Origin of the sequence: Lacticaseibacillus styriensis, from assembly GCF_030770295.1 — a bacterium.
Classification (GTDB): Bacteria; Bacillota; Bacilli; order Lactobacillales; family Lactobacillaceae; genus Lacticaseibacillus; species Lacticaseibacillus casei.
The window spans coordinates 549,577-570,370 of sequence record NZ_CP132483.1 but is presented as its reverse complement, the minus strand read 5'-3'; the positions used below and the strand labels follow the sequence as shown (position 1 = coordinate 570,370).

Below are 20,794 nucleotides of genomic sequence, written 5' to 3'. Positions count from 1 at the left end.
AGATGGTAAGGATGATCAAGCAAGGTAACGGACAAACAACGCATCATTTAGGATTGGCGCTTTGTATGTGGTTAGGCAGCATCGCTTTTCTGGCGACTGGCGTCTGGGCCACCATTTTATTAGTGCTCACGTCCCGAATCACAGCCGCACTCATCATCACCTTGATCGGCGGTTGGGTGACGCTTGCCGGTATCTTCGCATGTTTTGTCACCCTATGGCAATTAGTCCGGGCACCGCAAGCGGCTCGTCATTTGGTCCGGCGGTTACAATGGCTTCTCGGCTCCATCACGATCATTGTGGCCGTCGTCAGTCTGTCGCTCTCCTATGCGTGGGCCAAAAGTGGCGATGCACCGGGTATTATTTTCATTGGTTTGTTTCTTGCGGCAATGCCTTTTGCTTGTTGGGTTTTGACCAGTGTCTGGCGATTGACGTTGGAGCGGTGAGTTTGTGTCAGGGGATCCAAGTCTATTCTTGGGGCTTTCTATTGGCGGCAATGGCATTGTTGACTGTTGTGTTTTATAACGCGCTCCCTAGCGTAAAAAAAATCCACCTAGTTTCCTAGGTGGATCCTTTTTTAACGAACCAAGAATTAAAGCTTGGTAACGTTAGCAGCCTGAGGGCCACGATCAGATTGTTCTACATCGTAGGAAACAGCCTGACCTTCGTCAAGACTCTTGTAGCCTTCGCCGTTGATGGCGCTGAAATGTACAAAGACATCTTGGCCGTCTTCACCAGTGATGAAGCCGTAACCCTTATCAGCGTTGAACCATTTAACTGTACCTTTTTGCATGAAAGTGAATCTCCTTTTCAAAACTAACAACAACAGACAACCGTAATCCTAAAAAGGAAATTCATGTTACATGATGTTTCCCGTTCAAGTATTACCATGAATAGACTATAACACGTCCGGCAAAAAAAAACTAATTTTTTTGCAAATTAATCGCGATTTATTTGCTGAAAGCCGTCTTCAGCCCGTACCTACACAATCATGAATCGCCCATTGCGGTCGCAACGATGTCATTTATTCAACTATGCTAGAGAAACCAAAAAATAATCTTCCTGATTTATTGCGACCAAGAAGATTATTTTCAACTGTTAAGATCGTTGATTGGCGCCTCACTTGCCCTGTCCCTATTAAAGGGTAGCAAACTTCAGTAAAGTCCGAATCATCTGGCAGGTAAACCCGTACTCGTTATCAAACCAAGCGACGGTTTTAACAATCTGGTCATCACCGACTGAAACCACCTCTGTTTGGGTCGGGTCGAAAACGGACCCAAAAGTCGTTCCAATAATGTCGCTAGAAACAATCTGATCGTCATTGTAACCAAAACTAGGATTGTTCTCGGTGTGCTTTTTAATGGCAGCATTCAATTCATCAGCCGTAACATGTTTCTTTAAAGTCGCAACCAATTCAACCAATGAACCATCAGCAACTGCTACCCGCTGTGCATGTCCATTTAATTTGCCGTTGAGTTCCGGAATGACTAACCCAATTGCTTTGGCGGCACCTGTGGAATGAGGAATCGTATTGATAGCCGCCGAACGTGCTGCTCGTAAATTACCGTTGCGTACCGGCCCATCAAGCAACATCTGGCTGTTCGTATAAGCATGAATCGCAGTCATCGTGCCAACTCGAATGCCAAATTCCCTATTCTCAAAGTAAGCTAGCGGTGCGAGGCAATTCGTTGTGCAAGAAGCCGCCGACACAATGCGATCATCACTGTTTAAAACATCGTCATTGACATTGTAGACAATGGTCTTAACATCATTGCCAGCCGGGCCGGAAATTAGCACACGCTGGGCACCGGCATCCAAATGCGCTTGTGACTTCGCTTTAGAAGTATAAAAGCCAGTGCACTCAAGTACATATTGAACGCCATCGTTTTTAACCCAAGGAATGTTTTGTGCTTGTGGTTCGGCATATACCCGGTACTTTTTACCATCCACCACAATGGCATCATCCGTCGCACTAACATCCGCTGGAAAAGTGCCATGAGTGGAATCATACTTAAGTAAGTGAGCCAGCATGGTCGGACTCGTCAAATCATTAATTGCAACTACCTGAATACTATTGGACTTTTCACCAAGTTCATAAATCCGGCGAAAAGCCAGACGACCAATTCTACCAAAGCCATTGATACCAATTTTAACTGTCATATCAAAGTCTCCCTCTTCTCAAAAATTGTGAGCGTGCGCCAGTTTTTGCACTGGGGAGCGCGTTAAGGTTGGCAACCAGATTGCCTGAAACCTTCTTCAAACATCAAGACGTGGTACAATTAACTTGTTAAAGGTATTGAAACAATTGGATATATCCCTTGTCTCCAATGCCCACAATAGTTCGGTAGGGAGGCCGTGTCAAGTGAAAATTTCCTCTAGTTGGGAACAGTCTATTTACGTTTTATTAATCTTATCCCGATTGCCCAAGGGTAAGTCCGTCAACTCATTAGCGCTAAGCGAACGGCTCAACGTTTCGCATTCTTATCTCAAAAAAACCATCAAATCACTAGTAAAAGAAGGCTTCGTCAAGTCAATACCAGGCAAGTCAGGCGGCTTTTCATTGGCAATGCCGTTAAACGAGATCGATTTTTATAAAGTCTTTCAGGCAGTTGAGGGTCGCGGCAAAGTTTTTGCGAGTCAACACCTGCTAGCAGAATTTCTGGATAAAGATCAGTCAGAAATCGAGCCTTGTGCGGTTTCTGCTGCGATGGACAATATTGAGAACTCTCTAAAAAAGACCATGCAAGCCATCACATTGGATCAGATGGTCAAAGAGATTCAGGAAAAATACGATACCTCTGATTTGGATCAGTGGCTTAAACAAGTTGCCCATTAACTTCATGTTCCTGATATACAAGTATGCACGAAATCGGATGAAACGCTTTCTTCGGCGTTTGATCCGATTTTTTGTTTGCTTCATTCGGTGCCTTTTCTGGGTACCTCAATTAAAAAATTTAATTTCAGACCTTTACACCAAAAAGATTCGATGCTACATTGTGGTTGATGAAAGAAACATAAATGCACATCAGAAAACAATTACAAACATTTCGGGTGCTCTCCCCCACTGACTTTCTTCAAAACGATCAGCTTGCCCCGCCAGTATCTGAGTCACAAATGCTATTCATTAAAACAAAGGAGTGACAATTTTGGATGTTGTGATTGGTGCTGATCAGGACGGTTTTGCCATGAAGGAACAGGTCAAAGACTATCTCAAGCAGCGTGACTACCATGTCATTGATGTAACGCCGCAACCAGCGAAGAACTTTGTCGAATCTGCTTTGGCTGTGACCAAAGAAGTGATGGCAGGTAAGGCACACAAAGGCTTGATGTTTGACCGTTACGGCGTGGGCTCAACGATGGCGGCTACCAAAGTCAAGGGTATGGTCGCAACCAATGTCGGTGACGAGACGGCTGCGCATCAAACTGCTGAACATAATGGTGCCAAAGCCATTGCGATCGGTACTGGACTTATCGGCCTAGATCGGGCGCTCGGCCTGATTCAACGTTACCTGGACGCGGAATACGTTGACGGCCGCCACCAAGTTCGGCTCGATATGCTTGCGAAAATGATCTAACTTTGGAAGAAAGGAAGTCTGACCCCATGATTATTTCTTTAGGTAATGATCATATTGTGACTTACATGAAGATTAAGATCTCGAATTTTTTAAAGCATGCTGGCTATCAAGTTATTGATGAAGGCACCTACGACACCGTCCGGACGCACTATCCGATTTATGGCAAGAAAGTTGCCGAAGATGTCGCCGATGGTCGTGCTGATCTAGGCATTGTTTTGTGTGGTGATGGCAGCGGCATTACCATGGCAGCCAATAAAAACGAAGGCATTCGCGCTGCCATGGTGAACGACGCCGCAGCGGCCAAGTATGCTCGCGAGCAATTAAATGCGAACGTACTGGGCTTCGGCGGTGCCAGCATTGGTGAACATCTGGCATACGATATCATCAAGGCCTATCTGGATGCCACCTACAAAGAAACTCCGGAAAATGCGGAACTGATCAAAGAAATTGACCACATTGCCAAACCAAACCCTGATCAAAAAGATAATCCGCACTTTTTCGATGAAGAAAACGAAAAATGGGCCGAGGGCGTCTATCACGATTAGTCGCTTCTAGGTTGCCATCGAATTAACCAGTATGGTGATTTAGTTGTCACCGTAGCAAAAAGGCCCGGAATTCCGAGCCTTTTTTGATGCCGTCATCTCTTTCTGGGAATTTGTCATTGTGGTTTCATCGTGCGTCGTGCTTAAGCGTCGCAAAATGGATAATATGAGTCGACACATACCATAAAATCGTATACTATAAAAACGTAGCAACGTGGAGTAATGGCGTTAATTTCATGATCCGCCTTATTTCTGCAAACAGCAGCGTTGAAAAAAGTTGTTCAACGTCTCAAGAAAAGGTGAATAACATGACTAAAAGTACACTCGAAAGAAGTATTGAAGAGCTCAATCAGCTATTAGACGGTAATGATCCTGGCGTCGAACGACATGAGCGACATCTACCAACACCGCCTGAGTTTACCGGCGAAGAAATCAAGAAAATTCGTCAGCAAATCCCGGCAACGCAACTCGTCTTCGCCCAAATTATGGCGGCTTCTCCTCGTACCGTTCAGGCTTGGGAAACGAACCGCAGTAAACCAAATGGGCCAGCTCGTCGGCTCATGCAACTGATTGAACTTGATCCGTCAGTGGCGCGGCTTTTGATGTAGAAAAAGAACAGGGTTTGATGCCAAGTACCGTTTTATAGACGGCTGCTCTGTTGATAATTTTTTGACTCACGCTCACATATAAAACAAACGGCGATCAGATAACCTCATGATTATCCGACCGCCGTTGTTTTCGTGCTTTTGATCTCGTCAATGGAGAGGCATGCGGAAACTCAGCGCTTTAAATCCACTATTTCATCTCTTGTCATCGTAACGAATTGCCTACATCCCTTGCGCATACATAGCATCTGCCACTTTCAGGAAACCGGCAATGTTCGCTCCCGCTTCGTAGTTACCGGGCATGCCGTATTCGTCAGCAGCATCAGCACTCGCCTTAAAAATGTGTTGCATGATTTCATGCAGTTGGCTATCGACTTTTTCAAAACTATCACTTTCGCGGCGCGAGTTCTGCCCCATTTCCAGCGCTGAAACAGCAACGCCCCCGGCATTGGCGGCTTTTGCCGGTCCGTATAAAATCCCGGCGTCTGCATAAGCAGCGATGGCGTCTGGATTGCTCGGCATATTGGCGCCTTCAGCTACCGCGATCACGCCGGCTGCCTTAAACCGCGCCGCCTGTTGACCATCAATTTCGTTTTGCGTGGCGCAAGGCAATGCCAGATCAAACTTAAGATCGATGGCATCCCAGACTGAACCTTCATGATATTCGGCTCCAGCCACTCGGTCCGCATAAGCTTTAATGCGACCGCGTTCGACTTCCTTGATTTGTTTGACCACCGCAACATCAATCCCGTTTTCATCGACCACATAGCCGTTTGAATCGGAAACGGTCAGCACCTTGACGCCCAGTGCCTCAGCCTTCTCAGCAGCATGAATCGCAACGTTACCGGCACCGGAAATGACCGCACGTTTGCCGGCCAACGTTTCGCCATTGGCTTTCAATAATTCACCGGTGTAGTAAATCAAACCATAGCCAGTCGCTTCCGTCCGCGCCAACGAACCACCATAACTGAGCCCTTTACCGGTTAAAACACCACGTTGCGCCCCTTTTAACCGTTTGTATTGACCGTATAGATAACCAATTTCGCGGGCACCGACGCCAATGTCACCAGCCGGCACATCCAAATCCGGCCCGATATACTTGCTCAGTTCGGTCATGAAGCTTTGGCAAAAACGCATCACCTCGGCATCCGACTTCCCTTTTGGATCAAAATCGGAACCACCCTTGGCCCCGCCGATCGGCAAAGTAGTCAGACTATTTTTAAAAATCTGTTCGAAGCCTAAAAATTTCACAATGCTGAGATTGACGGAAGGATGTAGTCGCAGACCGCCTTTGTAAGGACCAATCGCTGAATTAAACTGAACGCGAAATCCGCGATTAACTTGAATATTTCCTTGGTCATCCTGCCACGGAACAGCAAATTGAATCGCCCGCTCCGGTTCAACCAATCGTCCAAGAATATTGGCCTTCACATACTCCGGATGCTTCTCAAACACCGGCGTAATCGTGTTTAAAAGCGTTGAGGCCGCCTCAAAAAATTCTGGTTGGTTAGGATCACGTTGCTTAAGCGTTGCAAGCACTGACTGCACATAAGATGCTGCTGACATGGGAAACCACCTTTCTCAAAAAACGTAACGGACGTTGTTTTAAGATTAACAGAAAAATGGCAAAATGATAAGAATTTTTTGAGCGTAAGCCAGCCCGGTTAGAAACCGGAGCATAAGTGGCCTCAAGTAGGAATGACTGGGCTTTGGTCATTCTTACTTGAGGTCCTTATGTGCAGGTTTCTGGGCTGGCGAACGCGTTACCGCGCGAGCGCGAACTAATTTTCAACTCATCAATCACGTTTATCAAGTTATCGCAACTGTCATCTGTTACAATGAAATCGGATACATGAAAAACAGCTGACAATGAACATTGTTGGGTGACGGTCATTGTTCAGCTTCGGATAGCTACGTTGGTGTCAATATCATTATGAGGAGGAATTTTGGAATGCAAAATCGCGGCAATATTATTTTAATTGGTGACGGCGCCATTGGTTCAAGTTATGCGTTTAACTGTCTCACAACCGGCGTCGGCCAGAGTCTGGGGATCATCGACGTCAATGAAAAACGGGTACAAGGTGATGTCGAAGATCTTTCGGACGCACTGCCTTACACATCGCAAAAGAACATTTATGCGGCTAGTTATGAAGACTGCAAATATGCCGACATTATTGTGATTACTGCGGGGATCGCGCAAAAGCCGGGCCAGACGCGGCTTGAATTGCTAACGATTAACGCCAAGATTATGAAGGAAATCACCCACAATATCATGGCAAGCGGTTTCAATGGTTTCATTTTGGTGGCTTCCAACCCGGTTGATGTGCTGGCAGAATTGGTTTTGCAGGAATCCGGCTTACCGCGCAATCAAGTACTCGGCTCCGGCACCGCGTTGGATTCGGCGCGACTACGAGCGGAAATCGGCTTGCGCTACAACATCGATGCCCGCATCGTTCACGGCTATATCATGGGTGAACACGGCGATTCCGAATTTCCGGTTTGGGATTACACCAATATCGGTGGCAAGCCAATTCTTGATTGGATTCCGAAAAATCGGCAGGAAAGCGACCTTGCTGAAATCAGCGAGCGCGTGAAAACGGCGGCTTACGGGATCATCGAAAAGAAAGGCGCCACCTTCTACGGCATTGCTGCTTCGCTGACCCGGTTAACCAGTGCCTTCTTAAATGACGACCGCGCAGCATTTGCCATGTCCGTTCATCTCGAAGGCGAGTATGGCTTAAGCGGCGTTTCGATCGGCGTTCCTGTCATTCTTGGCGCCAACGGTTTGGAACGCATTATCGAACTTGATCTGAATACCGAAGATCATAAGCGCCTAGCAGATTCTGCGGCGATTTTAAAAGAAAATCTCCAGAAGGCTCAGGAAGCTTAGTCAGTATTCATCAGTCAAAGAAAATTAAAAACGCTCACAAAGACAAAATCTTTGAGGGCGTTTTTAATTTAAACCATATCTTTTAAACCACTCAGTCTTCTTTTGACTGCTCCAATGCTTCGGTTTCCTGCTCAACAACCGACCCTTTTGTCAGCGCTGAATGCCGCATGCCATACAGAAAGTAGATGGCGCATCCAATCAGGAACCAGACGCCGGAGTACATTTTGGCTTGAATGTCCAGACCCAGGAAAACCACCAGCGAGCCGAGGAAAGCTACGGCTGGCAATACCGGATACAACGGCATTTGGAAGCGTGGCTTGGCGATGTCCTTGCCTTCACGCGGACGGAGGCGATAAATGCCAAGCGTGACGAACATGAAGGCAATCAGCGTGCCGGCGGAAATCAGTTGTGCCAGGAACGCAAATGGGAAGAATGCCCCGATAATGACACCGATCGTGATTAAGACTGCCAAGGCAATGTTCGGCAACTTGCGGCTGTTCAACTTGCCCAAACCGTGCGGCAACATGCCGTCGCGGCCAAAGCTGTAAAGTAACCGGGATCCCGCCATGGCCATGCCGATTAAGGCCGTGAACATCCCCAACACCGCAATGCTTTCGACCACCGTCGCGACCACCGCATGACCGGAGTGCCGAAGCGCCCAGCCAACCGGTTCGGCGTTGTTGGCGTAATCCTGATACGGGAACATACCCAACAAAACGAGGCCGACCGAGACAAACAGGAAAACCGCAATTAACAGCGAGCCAAGAATCCCCCGCGGCATCGTTTTCTCCGGATCGATCGCTTCAGCCGAATTCGCGGCAATCGAATCAAACCCGATATAGGCCAGGAAAATCATGGAAACGCCGGCGTAAATGCCTTGCCAGCCCCCAAAAGGTGTTCCATCAGCATTCAGGTGATACTTCGGGAAGAATGGATGAAAGTTTTCCGGATGAATCGCGGTCAAGCCGACTACAAGGAACAGCAAAATTGCCAAAACCTTCATGACCACCAAAATATTTTCGACCCGCGCGGCACTTGAGACACCGCGTGACAGCAAAACGCCAACCATCAACATCACCACCACGGCGACCAGATCGACAACCCCGCCGTCAGTGCCAAACGGATTGGCCAACGCCGCCGGAAAATTCAGGCCGATCGTCGCCAGCAACCCGCGAAAATTGGCAGATAACCCTGAAGCAACGAACGCAACGGCAATAAAGTATTCGGCCAACAAAGCCCAGCCGGCAATCCAGCCGAAGAACTCGCCGAACACCACATTAATCCACGAATAAGCCGAGCCGGCAAACGGCATCGCGGCCGACATTTCCGCGTACGCAAACGCCACCAACCCTGCTACAATCGCAGCGACTAAAAAGGAAATCGAGACTGCGGGACCTGCGTGTTTAGCCGCAACCACCCCTGGCAGCGTAAAAATTGACGCCGACACAATGGTCCCGACCCCTAAAGCGAGAAAGTCACGTACCCGCAACACCCGCGGCAGATGCGAATCTTTATCTTCGTAAACACTTGGATCCTCTTTTCGAAACAGTCGTTGCCACACTTTGCCCATCGGTACCTCCATTAAACAGTTAATGCTGTCTTTTCAATGTGTTAATAAAAAATCCATGAAAACTAGGTTAGCACATTTTAGCAAAGCTGGAAAGCGCTGTGTTTTTAATGACATCAGTTATCATAGGAAAAATAACCTTACAATTTTTTAAGCTAGACAATTTGTCCGTTAAATCAACGTTTCACAGCTAAAAAATGCACCAACATTGAAACGCAAAAACTGCCCAAGCGACTTCTTTCGTCTCTTGGGCAGTTTTCATCAGTTTATAAAATGACTGAGTTGATGCCTGACACCATGCTTCAAACCGGAAGTACTGCTGTGAATTAAATCTGTTCTCCTTCTTCTTCAACCGGCTTAGCAGCTTTGGCTTTCACTTTACCTGCGGCTCTAACCGCCGCGCGCATATCGATCGGGTGGCCGTCACGGCGATCATCGGCATATTCTGCCGTGGCAGTAAACAGCAGATCGGAAGCCGAATTAACAGCTGTTTCCACGGAGTCCTGAACTACCCCGATGATGAAGCCGATACCGACCACCTGCATCGCAATGTCATTGGAGATCCCAAACAGCGATGCCGCCATTGGAATTAATAACAGCGACCCACCGGCAATTCCCGACACCCCGGTTGCCGAAATGGCTGACAGGAAGCACAGCAGCAACGCTAGGAAAATGCTGACGTGCACGCCCATGGTATTGGCCGTTGCCAACGTCATAATCGACACCGTGATCGCAGCACCACCAGAGTTAGCCGAACCGCCTAACGGAATCGAAATCGCATAGCTTTCTTTGTTCAAGCCTAAGTCTTCGCAAGCTTGTAAATTGATCGGAATATTCACCGCGCCACTACGCGTAAAGAACGCCGGAATGCCGCTGACCTTTAACGTCCAAAACGTCAGTGGGTAAGGATTCTGACGGGTTAGCAGCCACACCATAAATGGATAAACGATCAGATAGACAAATACCATCGTCGCGACCAGCAAGATGAGCAACTGACCATACGCCATGACACCTTTAACGCCCGTCTTACTCAGCGATTCATGCAGCAAGCCGACAATCCCAAACGGTGCAAACTGGATCACCGTTTGCGCCACGCTGCTGACGGTTTCCGCGAACTCGGTCACCACTTTTTTGGTTGTCTCGCTCGCCAGGCGCAACCCCGCCCCAATCAGCAATGACCAGAACAGAATTGCTAGGTAATTGCCTTCAACCAGCGCAGAAATCGGATTGGCCACTGCATTGGTCAGCAAGTCGGAAACAACCGTGCCTAAATCCTTTGGCGCACTTTCGGCAATTTTCATCGCACCAGGCAAGACAAGCTTGATCGGGAAAAGATAAGAAACCGCGACCGCCGCAATAGACGAAAGCAGTGTGGCACTTAAGTAAAGCACGATCACGGTGCCAAAGTGATTCTTCGAGCCGGATCGGTATTTTGAAATTGCCGACATAATCAGCAGAAATACCAGTAATGGCGCGATTGCTTTTAACGCCCCAACAAATAACTTCCCTAAAATATCGACAAAGGACCAGGAGGGCACCAATACCCCTAACACTGCCCCAACAACAATTCCGATGACAATTTTCAGAATCAGCGACACATCTTTGTACCGTTTATACATATCTGGCCCTCCTCCATGAAAAATTAGTGTTTAATGAGAACACTTTTTAGTGTGCCCTAATTCTGCCGCAACTGCAAGTTATTTTTATCGAAATCGGCACAAATTTTTGTGGCGTTTCTCCAATCATGATCGGCCTCGCTTTTTTGCCAAGCAAAAACACCGATGCCCAACGACATCGGTGTTTTAACTACTAGACTTCTAGACTTTGATTCTTCGCCAAAATGACTCGATTGTCATTTCGAACCACTTTTCAGTGAAGCCTTAACTCATTATTCAACTGTCTTACCTAAGCGCTTCTTCTTAGGTGCTGCCTTAGCCGCATTGGCATCGGCATCTTTATAACCGAAGAAGTAAACCAAGAGGAAGGCAGCAACCAAGGTCACAACCGAAGCAATCCAGAATCCGGCAAAATTGCCTGGATTGTGTGCCCAACCCGGAGCAGCAAATGATGGAAAACCAATGAAGCTGCCAGTGAATCCGTACATCGAAACACCTAACAGGCCATTGACAACGCCACCGATTGCGGCACCGATACTAGCAAAGACGAAGACCCGGCCATACTTCAAGTTAACACCATACATCGCAGGTTCGGTGATGCCGCAGCATGCGCTGATGAACGCGGAAATAGACAAACCTTTCAGTGCTGGGTTGTGCTTGGTCTTAACCCAGACAGCCAACGCGCCGGCACCTTGGGCAATCATGGAAATGGAGACGATGCCGTTAAGCACGGACTCTGGGTGTGCCGAAGACAATTGTGCGGTAATAACCGGGATAACCGCCCAGTGCAATCCGAAGATAACCAGAACCTGATATAGACCGGCAATAATGGCGTCGGAAATCATTGGCGTCAAGCTGAGTAATGCCTGAATCCCGGATGTGATCGCACCAGACAGCACCGTGATCAGTGGACCGACAACCAAGACAACCGTCATGCCGACTAAGAAGATTTCAACCAGCGGCGTGAAAATCATCCGCAGAACCAGCGGCATCCAGCTCTTGATCCACGGTTCAAGCTTGGCTGCCATCCATGCCGCAAAAATCATCGGGAAAATCGAATACGTGTAATTCGCAATGTGGACAGGTAAGCCGAAGAAACTGGCATTGACCCCCATGCCCAGTAACGTACCACTAACTTTACCAGCCGTTGCAATCTTAGCAATTGATGGATAAATCAGGAACGCACCGATAATGCCAACGATAACCGGATCCGAACCGAGTTTTTGCGCGGCCGTGAAACCGACGATCACAGGCAGGAAGTAAAAGGCTGCATCGCCCATCGCATTAATAATCACGTATGTCGGATCCGTTGTTGAAAGATGGAACCAGGTGGTCATAATGTTGAGAACACCTTTGAGCATCCCACTGGCGGCCAACAGTCCGATAACCGGAATCATGGATCCGGTTATCGTCCCGATCAACGCCTGGGTCCAACGTTTGATTGTGCCCCAGAAGCTGGTATCTTTAGCCTCTGCTTGGGTTTCTTTAATGGCTTCCGCAGTACCTTCAGCATTAGAGTAGCCGGGGCCTAACTGTTTAATGACTTCATCATAAACGTCAGTGACGGCTTGCCCAATGACCACTTGATACTGGCCGTTTGCTCGGGCAACATCAATGACGCCCGGAATGTTGCGCACTGTGTCATCGTCCGGCTTTTGTTCATCTTTCAGATAAAACCGCAACCGGGTGATACAGTGAATCAAACTATTGACGTTCTGCGCCCCGCCGACATCGGCAATAATCTGGCGGGCAGTCGCCGCATACTTGCTTTCCTTCTTATTTGGCGTGGCCGCGGTTGTTGATGTAGCCGCCGCTGCCTTAGGTGTCATCACGGCAACTTCTTCACCAACCTTAACTTCGCCCGGGGTGACATCAAGATGATCAACCACGTCATTGGTATTGGTAATCGCAACAATGACAGTGGTCTTTTTGCCGGCTTTCTTGATTGCATCCAAATCCATGGAGCCAATCACGTCGCCGGCTTTGACTTTGGCATCCATTGCCGTATCGATTTCAAACGGTGCGCCTTTCAACTCAACCGTATCAATGCCCAAGTGAATCAACAACTCGGCGCCGTCATCGGCTTTAATCCCGATTGCATGCTTGGTATCGGCAATCATCATGATGCGTCCGTCAACCGGCGCAGCAATCTGACCATCTGATGGTTCAATGCCAAAGCCATCACCCATCATTTTCTGTGAAAAGACCGGATCGGAGACGTCTGTAATCGCCATGGCAAGCCCTGAAACAGGCGCCAAAATGTGTAGCTTCTTTTCATCAGCCATTTTTGGTTCCTCCTTAATTCTCTTCCGATGTCAACAATGCGATCGTCGCATACGGCGGCAATGTCATCGTTGCAGTTGGTATTAATCCTGATTCGTTGGTAATGAGCACTTTTGCGGATTGGAATCGATTTGGCAGCGGTACTGTGATCGTCTTGTCACTGAAGTTATTCAGGACCAACAAATGATCCTCACCAGCAACCCGTTCGTACGCATACAAGCGGTCGATATCGATTCCAAACGGTTCATAACTGCCGTCACTGATCACGTCATATTGTTTTCGCAACGCAATCAGCTTTTGATAAAATTGGAAAATTTCGCCATGCGCTAACTCATCTTTGACGTTGATTTCTTTTTGATTCGTCGGCCGCAACCAAGGCGTGCCAGTGGTAAAACCGGCATTCGCCGAATCATCCCACTGCATCGGCGTCCGACTGTTATCACGGGCCTTCGCCAAAATGATGGCAAACGCCGCTTTTTCCGACTTACCTTCCTTGAGCAAAGCCTTGTAAGCATTCTTGGCTTCGATATCCACGTAATCAGCCATTGAATGGTAGTGCGGATCGGTCATGCCGATTTCCTCACCCATATAGATATACGGGGTGCCGCGACTGAGATGAATCGCCGCAGCAAGCATTTCGGCACTTTTAACCCGATACTTGTCAACGTTGCCAAAACGATTGAGTGCCCGCGGCTGATCGTGGTTATTCCAGAACAGCGCCTGCCAGCCACCGCCTTGATCTAACTGTTGACCCCAAGTGTGCAAAATGTCCCGCAACGCATTGAAGTTATACGGTTCTTTCGTCCACTTTTCACCGTTCTTATAATCCGTCTTCAAATGGTGAAATTGAAAGACCATGGATAATTCATGATTTTCCGGTTTCGTGTAGGCGATTGAGTTCTTAACAGTTGTGGAACTCATTTCGCCCACCGTGACGCTGTTAGGGTCTTGGCCGAAGCTGTTAGCAGCCAATTCCTTCAAATAATCCTGAACGATCGGCGTATCCGTGTACAGCGTTTTGCTGGCAACCTTTGGCGGTGCATCGACCAGTTTTTCTGCCTTGCCGATCACGTTCAACACATCGAACCGGAATCCGTGGACACCCTTGGCACGCCAAAAGTTAATAATCGCTGCAGCTTCTTGCCGAACTGCTGGATTGTGCCAATCCAAATCAGCTTGGCGGCGTTCATATAAATGCAGATAATAATTGCCGGTGTCGCCAAACGGTGCCCACGCTGGTCCGCCGAATTTGCTTTCCCAGTTAGTCGGCAAGCTGCCATCCGGCTTTGGCGGGCGAATATAATAATAGGCTTGATAATGCTTGTCGCCAGCCAACGCCTTCTGGAACCATTCATGTTCCGTGCTGGTATGATTCAACACCATGTCCAACATGATATCGATACCAGCTTCTTTGAGTTTCTTAGCCAATTCGTCAAAATCCGCCATCGTACCGAACCGCGGATCAACGTTGCGATAATCGGCAACATCATAACCGTTATCGTATTGTGGTGACACGAAAAATGGATTGAACCAGATCATGTCGACGTGCAATGACTTAAGATAATCAATCTTGTCAATAATGCCACGCAAATCGCCGACCCCGTCGCCATTGCTGTCATAAAATGACTTGGGATACAGCTGATAAATGACTTTCTTATGAAATCCCATCATGCACCTCCTTAATCTTCACCTTTAACTGAAGCTCGACCTGCCACCATTCACGGCCGCATTCGCCGCGCAAAATCATGAAACTTAAACCGATCCGCCCGGTGCCGCGACTCCGTGTACTGAAACTTTGTTGTATCGACCAGACTGCTGCAACTGCGAACTACGACGACCACTGCGGCCTGGGGCAACTTCAGGTAACGCCGATCTTCTTCGGTAGCTGTTTCCACCGTGATTTCCTTGGTCGCATAGGCAATGGTCAACCCCACCTGACCTTCAAGATAGGCATACAACGAATCTTTGGCTGCCGACTCCGGAATCGGCGGCACCACCTTAGGATCAAGGTAATCGATATCGATGATGTCCGGCTCACCTTTCAAATACCGCACCCGCTTCAAAAACCGCATCTGTTTAGTCGTCACATGTGGATCCACGTCCTTAAACGACTTGGCTGGTAACGTTGCAAAATGATTGGCCAAAATGACGGTTCGCGTCTGTAAGTGAAATTGTTTGGCCAGTTCGGCATAACTCACAACTCCTGAAACGGGAAAAACGTATTCCTGCCGATTAATCACCGTTGAACCTTTACCTTTTTGCGACTGGATAAACCCGTCGTCTTTGAGCAGCTGCAATGCTTTTCGTACCGTGTCGCGCGATGCCCGGTACATTTCCTGCAACGTCCGTTCACTTGGTAGCAACGATCCCGTTACATAAATCTCTGCTTCGATCTTGTCCTTCAGATCCTGATAAATGACATCGTACTTACGCATTTCTTCCCCCTCCAGAAAGCGATTTCACTTACAGAGCTTATTTTACCTGTACGTACAGGTTTGTCAACAAAAGACGCTTGGATTTGGTCAATAATATGTGACATAAACTAAAAATGTTGTCATATCAGCATTTTGGGACATAAAAAAATCCCGTACCTAAATACGGGATTTTGATATATTAATATCCACATTAGACGATGTTTATATCACCAGCAAAACATCAACGGCAAAATGTTTTTCATTCAGCCTAAAGTCTCTCTCTGTCGATCTTTTCGCAGACAAAACCGTTAGTCGGTCACATGCTTCGCATCTTGCGCAGTTGCTTTGAATTCCCGCCGAATGCGAATTGACAGCCCTAGAGCCAGTAATTCGAGAAGAACAAAGAGGATCAAGCTAACGGTATAATTGTGAAAATATTCTTCGCTAAAACTCAGCAGCGTCGGGCCAACGATTCCCGCAGCGGCCCAAGCCGTCAGCACATAACCATGAATCGCCCCAAGCTGTTTGGTGCCAAAGACATCCCCAAGATAAGCAGGAATGACCGAGAACCCGGCGCCATAGCAAGACATAATCAGGCATAACGCAATCCCAAAGAGCAACGGGGAGCCCACGGTCAAAATACCGACCAGCATGATGACATCTACCACAAAAATCAACGTATAGGTGAGCGGCCGACCAATCAAATCAGACAACGTTGCCCATGCCAAGCGGCCAAAACCGTTAAATAAGCCCACGACCCCGACCATCATAGCGGCGGTCGCAGCGGACATACCGGTTTGCTGCTGGGCCATCGGCGATGCAACCGCCACAAGCCCGATACCACAGGTGATGTTGATAAAGAACATCAGCCATAAGTAGCGGAATGCTGGCGTTTTGACTGCTTCATTGGCGGTCATCGCCTTACCGGTCAAACTCACGCTTTTAGCAAGATCGGCTGCCGGCACTTCATCCGGTCGCGGCTTACGGATTACTTGAGCTGCTCCCAACATGATCACCATATAAACCGCACCCAACACATACATGGTGGCTACCAAGCCGATAGTTGCGATCAATTGCTGGGCAACCGGGCCAGTCAACATGGCGGCAAATCCAAAGCCCATAATCGCCATTCCGGTCGCGAGTCCGCGATTATCCGGGAACCACGCAATAATCGTTGAAACCGGCGTCACATAGCCGGCGCCCAAACCTAACCCGCCGATCACGCCGTAACCCAGATATAGCAACGGCAACGAATTGATTTGAACCGCCAAGCCGGTTAACAAAATCCCTGATCCGTATAAAATTGCGGCAACTGTCCCGGTCAACCGCGGGCCAAAGCGCTCAACCACACGGCCCATGAAGGCAGCGCTCATGCCCAGAAAGAAAATGGCAATACTAAACGCCACTGTGACTGAGGACAACGCCCACCCTGTCTGTTTGGCAATCGGACCGGTAAACACGCTCCATGCATAAACAGAACCAATCATCAAATGCAGCAAAATACCGCCTAAAGCGACCAAATACCTACGTTTGCTCATTGCTACCTCCACGAAGTCTTTATTGATCAAAACAGCGAACAGCATTGTTCTGATATAGAAAGACTATCATAAGTTTTAAGCTTTAGAAAGGTCTCTAAATCGCTTTATATACGAATTATACTAAAAAAGATTCCTAAATAGTTCGGAATTTTTCAGACCGCTATTCAAAGACCATCTGGTTATGGTATAGCTCGGCATAAAAGCCATTTTGCGCCAGCAGTTGTTCATGATCGCCTTCTTCAATAATCCTGCCATCACGGAGGACGACAATTTTATCGGCATTCAAAATCGTCTTCAACCGGTGGGCAATGACAAAACTCGTCCGCCCTTGAATGACGTTATCCATTGCTGCTTGAATCTTGGCTTCAGTGACCGTATCCACGTTACTGGTCGCCTCATCAAGAATCAGCAACCGCGGATCGGTCAAAATGGTCCGGGCAATCGACATGAGTTGCTTTTGGCCGGCTGAAAAGACGCTTTGTTCATCCGAAACCAACGTATCATAGCCATCCGGCAGACTCACAATAAAGTCATGAATGTTGGCCTGTTTGGCGGCGGCTTCAACCCGCGCTTGATCGGCCTCCGGATCACCGAAGCGAATGTTATCGCGAATTGTGCCGGAAAACAGTTGCGGATCCTGTAAAACGATGCCGACATTTTGCCGTAGCGATGCAAGTTTAAATTCACGCACATCAACACCGTCAAAGGTAATCGAGCCGGAATCAACATCGTAGAAACGATTCATCAGGTTCATAACCGTGGTTTTCCCACTGCCAGTCGGGCCAACCAGCGCCACCATTTCGCCTTTTTCAACATGGATCGTAACGCCGTGTAGAATCTCCTTACCCGGAATATAGCTAAAATGCACGTTATCAATCACGAGCTCGTGTTTCAAACCATCGAGGGTGCGACCATTTTTCGGATCGACTTCATCCGGCTGTTCCCGCACTTCGGTAATCCGACGTGCCCCGGTAATGGCTAATTGAATCATGTTAAACAAACTGGTCAGCTGCACAATTGGCTGATAGTACTGCTGCGCATAGTTAACGAACACAACCACCAAGGCCAAAGCCGCGCCTTGACTCAGTGAGCCGTTTAGCGCCAGCCAGGAACCGGCAAAGATTACAATCGCCGTATTCAGCAACGACAACCCCAAAAGCAACGGGTTTAAGATCCCGCTCCAAATCTGCCCGCGCAGGTTAGACTTGCGCACCGCGGCATTGTAAGGTTGGAAGCCGGCAACACTTTCCTGCTGCAAACCATTGGTAATCAACATCTTCTGACCGGTAATTTGCTCGTTGATGTAACCATTAAGTCGGCCGATGTCGTCCTGCTGGCGATCAACTGACACACTTGCCTGGTGCATCACAAACGCGGCCAAGCCAATCGCCACCGGGGTCGAGGCCATGGTGATCCACGCCAACGTGGCATTCTGGGTGAACATCATCCAGATAATCCCAATAAACTGGGCACCGCTTAAGAATATTTCGATCAGCGCCTGGTTCATGGCATTAAAAATGTTATCCAAATCGCTGGTAAACCGCGACAGAATATCGCCGTCACTGTGGCTGTCAAAATACTGCACTTTCATGCGCTGCATTTTTCGGAACAGGCCCACTCGCATGGTGCCAGTCGAATAACCGCTGACTTTTGACAGCAGCAGGCTCGAGATCAAAATACTGGAGGCATCGATCAAATACAGCAGGACAAAAATGGCTAGGGTGTGGTTAAACGCCTTAAAGGAGGCTTGCGCACGCGTTGCCGGGTTCGCCCATTGCTGAACGTAAACGGTGAGTTCCTCAATGGCGCGGCCCATATACGTCGGTGCAACAACAATCGCCCATGTGGAAATCGCGATCAAAATGGTCGTGATCAAAAACTCTAGCCAATAAGGCCGTAAATAATGGGCGTAAAATTTACCCGCATTTTTCAAGTCTTTCATGAGTTACACCCCCTCTTCCAATGCCTTTTGGGTTGCATAAATTTCGCGATAAACATCATTATGCTGAGCCAATTCATGATGTGTGCCGCTACCGACCAACCGACCTTCATCAAGTACTAGAATGCGATCGGCCTTGATAATCGAACTGATTTTTTCGGCGATGATAATGGTCGTCGTGTTTTTCAGTTCATGCGCCAAAGCTTCTTGAACCAATTTTTCCGAACGGGCATCCAGCGCCGAAGTAGCATCATCGAGAATCAAGATCTTCGGCTGCCCGATGACCCCGCGTGTAATCGACAGCCGCTGCTTTTGGCCGCCTGAAAAGTTTGACGATCGTTCTTCTACTTCTGCGTGGTAGGTGTGCGGCAGACGTTCAATAAACTCAGCTGACTGAGCAATTCGTGCCGCCCACTTCATAGAAGCTAAATCAGCATCCGGATTGCCTTGCTGCAAGTTTTCCGCAATAGTACCGGAAAAAAGCGTTGAACGCTGCAGGACAAAGCCAACTGTCTGGCGCAAGTCAGCTTCGGTGACAGCGCGGACATCATGCCCACCAACCTTGACGATCCCGGTGTCTGGGTCAAACAGCCGCGGAATCAGTTGCGCCAAGGTAGTCTTGCCACTGCCGGTCGCCCCGACAATGCCAATCATTTCACCTGGCTTAACCGCAAAACTGATATCGCGAATCGTTGGTTTTTCATCCCCAGGATAGGTGAATGTCACGTCGTTGAATTCAACGGCGCCATTCAGATCCCGATGCGGGCCACTCACAAAGGTCATGCTCGGCTTAGTGTCCATGACTTCATGGATCCGCCGTAAAGAAACCAGCGCCCGCGACGCGAATGTCAGCATAAAGCTTCCGTTAATAATCGCGAACAGAATCTGCATCAAGTAGTTGATAAAACTGGTAATCGCCGCCAAGTTACTTGGATGGCTCGTAATGTTCTGGCCGATCAGCCAGATACTTAAGGCAATCGCTAAATTGGCAATCAGGAAAAATGCCGGCATCAACAAGGCAAACAAATTACCGATTTTGACACTGACATCCCGCATCTCGTCGCTTGATTCCGCAAAGTTTTTTGTCTGATTGGCGCCTTGAACAAACGACTTTACCACCCGCATGCCCATTAAATTTTCGCGCGCTAAGGTGTTCACTTTTTCAATCAGCTGTTGCATCCGGCCAAAATATTTGCCCATGCGACTAAACGAAAAAAGACTGACCCCCATCAGCAGTACCATCATGACCGCAATCACCCACCACAACTCAGGCAAGGTCACGATCGCAAGAATCACGGCGCCGACAAACAGAATCGGGATGCGCGTGACTTGCTGGAAAAAGCCCATGACAATCTGTTGCACCTGATTAATATCATTGGTCATGCGCACAACCAGATTTGATGGCGAGAATTTTTCGATGTCGGCATAAGCCAGACTTTGAATTTTGGCATATTCATCAGCTCGCAAATCAGTGGCCACGCCTAATGCGACCCGCGCCGAATAGATGGTATTGATAATCCCGCCAACAATCCCGATTATCGCCAGGCCAATCAAATACAGGCCATTGGTCCAGACGGTCTGCTTGTCATTTTTCATAATGGCATTCATGATCACCTGAAGCAGATGCGGCTGCCAAAGTGTCGCGAACGCTACCACAAAAATAGCCAGGATTGACCAGATCACGTCCCAGCGATATTTCTTAACGTATGGAACCAAAACTTTCATAGCATTCTTCCTCCGATGACTTGTGCTAATAGCTTACCCTAAAATTTGAAACAAGTCAGTGTTAACGCTCTTTGACTTTTCTTGTTCATGTCGCGGCTGCGCA

17 protein-coding genes are annotated in these 20,794 nt (G+C 48.2%); 6 read left to right on the top strand and 11 right to left on the bottom strand.

The genetic code is table 11. The features are described from left to right. Positions 1–11: 11 nt before the first annotated feature. Positions 12–443: a hypothetical protein gene (locus LACSTY_RS02600; protein WP_087911612.1), complete on the top strand. Its 432-nt coding sequence runs from the start codon at positions 12–14 to the stop codon at positions 441–443. Positions 444–589: 146 nt separating this feature from the next. On the opposite strand, the gene LACSTY_RS02595 is transcribed toward LACSTY_RS02600, so the two are convergent. Beyond that, positions 590–790, bottom strand: coding sequence for a cold-shock protein (locus tag LACSTY_RS02595; RefSeq protein ID WP_003563620.1), 201 nt, complete (start codon positions 788–790; stop codon positions 590–592). A 344-nt stretch (positions 791–1,134) separates the two neighbouring features. Continuing rightward, positions 1,135–2,157 (bottom strand): type I glyceraldehyde-3-phosphate dehydrogenase, encoded by a 1,023-nt coding sequence (gene gap / locus LACSTY_RS02590; RefSeq protein ID WP_087911611.1) that lies wholly within the window; start codon positions 2,155–2,157, stop codon positions 1,135–1,137. 202 nt (positions 2,158–2,359) lie between these two features. On the opposite strand from gap, the gene LACSTY_RS02585 reads away from it, so the two are divergent. The 4 genes from LACSTY_RS02585 (at position 2,360) to LACSTY_RS02570 (ending at position 4,722) form a co-directional block, all read left to right on the top strand. After that, positions 2,360–2,833, top strand: coding sequence for an Rrf2 family transcriptional regulator (locus LACSTY_RS02585; protein ID WP_087911610.1), 474 nt, complete (start codon positions 2,360–2,362; stop codon positions 2,831–2,833). A 310-nt stretch (positions 2,834–3,143) separates the two neighbouring features. After that, entirely contained in the window at positions 3,144–3,572 is a 429-nt protein-coding gene (lacA, locus tag LACSTY_RS02580) for a galactose-6-phosphate isomerase subunit LacA (RefSeq protein WP_087911609.1), read from the top strand. Positions 3,573–3,598: 26 nt separating this feature from the next. Beyond that, entirely contained in the window at positions 3,599–4,117 is a 519-nt protein-coding gene (lacB, locus tag LACSTY_RS02575; protein ID WP_087911608.1) for a galactose-6-phosphate isomerase subunit LacB, read from the top strand. Positions 4,118–4,422: 305 nt separating this feature from the next. Next, positions 4,423–4,722: a helix-turn-helix domain-containing protein gene (locus LACSTY_RS02570; protein WP_087911607.1), complete on the top strand. Its 300-nt coding sequence runs from the start codon at positions 4,423–4,425 to the stop codon at positions 4,720–4,722. A gap of 219 nt (positions 4,723–4,941) precedes the next feature. Here the strand turns inward: LACSTY_RS02570 and gdhA are convergent, their stop codons facing one another. Next, entirely contained in the window at positions 4,942–6,285 is a 1,344-nt protein-coding gene (gene gdhA / locus LACSTY_RS02565; protein ID WP_087911606.1) for an NADP-specific glutamate dehydrogenase, read from the bottom strand. A 385-nt stretch (positions 6,286–6,670) separates the two neighbouring features. On the opposite strand from gdhA, the gene LACSTY_RS02560 reads away from it, so the two are divergent. Continuing rightward, entirely contained in the window at positions 6,671–7,609 is a 939-nt protein-coding gene (locus LACSTY_RS02560) for an L-lactate dehydrogenase (protein WP_087911605.1), read from the top strand. Positions 7,610–7,700: 91 nt separating this feature from the next. Here LACSTY_RS02560 and LACSTY_RS02555 read toward each other — a convergent pair whose 3' ends face one another. From LACSTY_RS02555 to LACSTY_RS02520, 8 genes are all read right to left on the bottom strand, one after another. Further along, positions 7,701–9,179 carry an APC family permease gene (locus tag LACSTY_RS02555; protein ID WP_025012772.1) on the bottom strand — a complete coding sequence of 493 codons (1,479 nt, stop codon included), beginning with the start codon at positions 9,177–9,179 and terminating at the stop codon, positions 7,701–7,703. 323 nt (positions 9,180–9,502) lie between these two features. After that, entirely contained in the window at positions 9,503–10,795 is a 1,293-nt protein-coding gene (gene sstT, locus LACSTY_RS02550) for a serine/threonine transporter SstT (protein ID WP_087911604.1), read from the bottom strand. Positions 10,796–11,064: 269 nt separating this feature from the next. Beyond that, complete coding sequence (locus LACSTY_RS02545) at positions 11,065–13,077, bottom strand: PTS sugar transporter subunit IIABC (RefSeq protein WP_025012773.1); 2,013 nt, start codon at positions 13,075–13,077, stop codon at positions 11,065–11,067. A gap of 13 nt (positions 13,078–13,090) precedes the next feature. Continuing rightward, on the bottom strand, positions 13,091–14,743 hold the full coding sequence (gene treC / locus LACSTY_RS02540) for an alpha,alpha-phosphotrehalase (RefSeq protein WP_087911603.1): 1,653 nt from the start codon (positions 14,741–14,743) through the stop codon (positions 13,091–13,093). Positions 14,744–14,793: 50 nt separating this feature from the next. After that, on the bottom strand, positions 14,794–15,510 hold the full coding sequence (gene treR, locus LACSTY_RS02535; RefSeq protein ID WP_003577780.1) for a trehalose operon repressor: 717 nt from the start codon (positions 15,508–15,510) through the stop codon (positions 14,794–14,796). A gap of 287 nt (positions 15,511–15,797) precedes the next feature. Beyond that, a complete protein-coding gene (locus LACSTY_RS02530) occupies positions 15,798–17,027 on the bottom strand; it encodes an L-lactate MFS transporter (RefSeq protein WP_087911602.1) in 1,230 nt (409 codons plus the stop codon). Between the two features lie 160 nt (positions 17,028–17,187). After that, complete coding sequence (locus LACSTY_RS02525; protein WP_087911601.1) at positions 17,188–18,969, bottom strand: ABC transporter ATP-binding protein; 1,782 nt, start codon at positions 18,967–18,969, stop codon at positions 17,188–17,190. Between the two features lie 3 nt (positions 18,970–18,972). Continuing rightward, on the bottom strand, positions 18,973–20,691 hold the full coding sequence (locus LACSTY_RS02520; protein WP_087911600.1) for an ABC transporter ATP-binding protein: 1,719 nt from the start codon (positions 20,689–20,691) through the stop codon (positions 18,973–18,975). Positions 20,692–20,794 lie beyond the last annotated feature (103 nt).